Source organism: Rhodoferax sp. (genome assembly GCF_014859475.1).
Taxonomy (GTDB): domain Bacteria; phylum Pseudomonadota; class Gammaproteobacteria; order Burkholderiales; family Burkholderiaceae_C; genus Rhodoferax.
In genome coordinates, this window is sequence record NZ_JACUUE010000239.1 from 1 (window position 1) to 3,430 (window position 3,430).

Consider the following 3,430-nt stretch of genomic DNA (forward strand, 5'->3'; position numbering starts at 1 on the left):
CAGCGCCAGCACCCCGGCAATGGGGCCAAAACCGTAGGCCAGCACCAGAAACAGCGCCACGATCAGCTCGGGTACCGAGCGCAACAGGCTGATGGTGCCGCGCGCCAGGGTGTAGGTGGTGCCGTTGGGGCTGTAGTTGCGCGCGGCAAAATAGGCCAGTGGTGCAGACACCAAGATGGATAGCAGCGTGCCCCAAATGGCGATCTCAAAGGTCTCGATCATCTTGATGAACACTGTCCAGAGATAACCCACGGGCTGGACGAGGTACTCAAGCTGCTCGGTTTCTGTTTCCATTTGCAGCGTTTGCGTGTTGAGTCGCTGTTCGGTGCGCTCTTGCACTTCAATGTAGGAAAACCAGGGCAAATCATCTTTGTCCAGATTGGGCAAGCGGGCCACTTCTTCTTTTTCACCTGCAACCGGCGGCCACATGGATTGGCCCACGCGAGACAGCCCGCGCACCACCTGGGAGTCATCTACCACGCCCACCAGGTTGCCTACAGCCTGTGCGCTCATGACCACCATCTTGTCCATTTCAGTGCGATGGCCGGTGAAGAGAATGACGACCAGCAAGGTCAGAACGATGAGCACATGGCGCGCGGTGTAGGGTGCATCCAGCTGCCAATGCAGCGCAGTGCCCGCGGCGGGCACGGGTATCGGTTTCATGTTCATGGAAAGTCCTCAGGCCAGGGCCGGGTCCAGAGCCGGGCGTGTGTGCACGGTGTTAACCGACGCGTTAATCACATGCGCTGGCTTGTCTTCCCATTGCGCGCCGTGGTAGAGGATATGCACACGTTCATCGGTAAATTCGGCAGGCGTGCCGTCAAACACTACCTGCCCGTCGCGCATGCCAACGATGCGGTCACCAAACTCGCGCGCCAGGTCAATCTGGTGCAGGCTGCACAACACGGTCGTGCCACGCTCACGGGCCGCATCTCGGATCAGCGTCAGGATGTCGTGTGAAATTTTGGGGTCCAGGCTGGCCACGGGCTCGTCGGCCAACACCACTTCGGGATCAAGCATGAAAGCGCGGGCAATCCCGACGCGTTGTTGTTGTCCGCCCGACAGCTCGCCCGCGCGGCGTTGCAGATGGGCTGGACTCAGGCCCACACCGTTGAGCAATTGGCAAGCTTTGGCCCGGTGTTCAGGCCGGAACCAGCCCAGCAGTGCACGCATTGTGGGCACTACCGGCAACAGGCCCGCCAACACATTACCAGCCACACTCATGCGGTTGGTCAGGTTGAAGTGCTGATGAATCATGGCCACGCGCTGGCGCAGGTCGCGTTCGCTGGACGCAGACAATTCCACGCCATCAATACTGACGCTACCCTGCGTGGGCTTCATCAAACCATTGACGGCACGCAACAGCGTCGATTTACCGGCCCCCGAGGGACCCAGAATGACGCAGAACTGACCGCGCGGGATGTCTAGCGACACGTTGGTGACTGCCTGGGTGCCGTCAGGCCAGGTTTTGGAAAGAGCTTTGAATTGGATCATGACCGTTCTCCGGTTGAGAACCATGCGTGGCAGTAACCTCGCACAGTCAGGTTGTGACAACAGGGCTTAGCGCGCGCTGGCTTTTTTCATGATGTCGGTCTTGACCTGGTCGGTCACCAGGTCAAACATCTTGCCGGCGTTGGCCATGTCTTGCTCGCTGACGTTGGCGGTGTAACCGTCAACCTTGCCACCGCCGTAGCCACGAATCTGGTCTTTGGTAATGCCAGGCAATTTGTCCACATTGTTGAAAGCATCGCGCAGCTTGGCCTTGATGGCATCGGACACCTTGGGGTGCACGGCAATCGGCGGGTACGGAATAGGATCGCTCTTGACCACAACCTTGACCTTCATCTGGTCGATGGCCTTGGCGTTGACTGCTTTCTCGAAAGAGTCAAATGAAGCACCGCCCGCATCGACCAAACCCTCGGCCAACGCCTTGAGTACGTTGGCATGGCTGCCGGCCATGTTGATGCCGCCTGCGTCGTGTGCCGGGCTGACACCTGCTGCCAGCATCATGGCCACGGGCACGTTGAAGCTGGAGGTGGAGTTGACATCTCCGAGCGCAATCTTCTTGCCCTTGAGGTCGCCAATGCTGCTGATACCGGCATCGTTGTGAGCGAAGATGCCGGAGTAATACACAGACTTACCATGGCGCACGGCCAGCGCCAACAATTCTGCGCAACCACGGCCTTTGGCCTGCAAGTAGCTGGCCGGACCGTACCAGGCAATGTCGGCAGCGCCACTGCACATGGCCTCGACCACGGTGGCGTAGCTCTGCCCCACCTTGATGTCAAAAGTCAGCCCGGTGGACTTGCCAATGGCCGAGAAAATGGGTTCGAAGTCTTTTTTGGTGCCATCTTCGGTGCCGCCATCTGCGGGTACCAGCACCACGCGTAACGGTTTGGCGGCACTGCCGTCATGTGGGGTTTGTGCGCTCACACTCAAGGATGTGAGTGTGAGGGCGCTCAGGCCAATCGCCAAAAGAGCGCGGCGGGCAATTTGTTTCGGGTACATTTAGAAGGCTCCTGTAAGGTAGAAAAACGAGGTTGTCAGACGGCTAGGTCAAGGGTTAATTCGCAGTTGGATCCGGTCGGCGCGAAACCGGGTAATGGCGTATTCGACCGGGGTTCCATCCCGCTCGTCCACGTTCACACTTTTGACGCGCAGCACCGGTCGGTTCTGCGGCATACCCAGCAATTTCGCGTCATCTCCTTGCGGGAGCACCGCTGTCACCAGGCTTTCAGTTCGTTTTAACTTGCAGCCATAGTTGACGGCAAGGAATTGGTGAAGTGACTCACCGCTGTAACGGCTATCGAGATCAGGAAATCTGTTTGCCGGAATAAAGTGCGAGATCACACACAGTTGCCAGTCAGATGCGGTGCGCAAGGTTTCAATCCAGAACACACGGTCACCTATGTTGAGCGTCAGGCGTTGCGCCACACGCTCGGTTGCGCTCAGTGTTTGCAGGCACAGAATGCGGTTTTCCGATTGCATGCCGAGGGCGGCAAGGTTTTCTGTGAAACGAGTACCCGTGCCAATTTGATAGTCGATCTGGCTGTCCAGTACAAACACGCCAAGCCCGTGGCGACGCTCCAGCAGTCCCGCTTCGACCAATTCATCAATCGCCCGGCGCAAGGTGTGGCGGTTGACGCCAAATCGAACTGCAAGCAAGCCTTCGGCCGGCAGGCAATCGCCAGGTCCGTAGCCAGTGGTTACTTCCTGCTCAAGCTGTCGGGCAATCTGGACATAAAGCAATTCACCGTTATCCCGACTGACTGCGTAAAGACTCATATGCGGTTATCTATACATGTTGAAGTGCAGTAAGGTTAACCAGCCCATGTGACATCTTCGTGACGCAGGGCAATGCATTGGGCCGCCCATAAGCTGAACGCGATCGAAGTCACTTTTTCTAATCAGTTCAATGCCTTATCGAAGT

The 3,430-nt window shown here is 57.7% G+C and carries 4 protein-coding genes; all 4 read right to left on the bottom strand.

Annotated elements, in window-relative coordinates:
• On the bottom strand, positions 1–669 hold a 669-nt coding region (locus tag IBX54_RS13675; protein WP_296543209.1), incomplete at its 3' end, for a phosphonate ABC transporter, permease protein PhnE.
• Between the two features lie 9 nt (positions 670–678).
• Complete coding sequence (phnC, locus tag IBX54_RS13680) at positions 679–1,494, bottom strand: phosphonate ABC transporter ATP-binding protein (protein WP_296543210.1); 816 nt, start codon at positions 1,492–1,494, stop codon at positions 679–681.
• Positions 1,495–1,560: 66 nt separating this feature from the next.
• Positions 1,561–2,508 carry a phosphate/phosphite/phosphonate ABC transporter substrate-binding protein gene (locus tag IBX54_RS13685; RefSeq protein WP_296543211.1) on the bottom strand — a complete coding sequence of 316 codons (948 nt, stop codon included), beginning with the start codon at positions 2,506–2,508 and terminating at the stop codon, positions 1,561–1,563.
• 48 nt (positions 2,509–2,556) lie between these two features.
• Positions 2,557–3,285, bottom strand: coding sequence for a phosphonate metabolism transcriptional regulator PhnF (gene phnF, locus IBX54_RS13690; protein WP_296543212.1), 729 nt, complete (start codon positions 3,283–3,285; stop codon positions 2,557–2,559).
• Between the last annotated feature and the right edge of the window lie 145 nt (positions 3,286–3,430).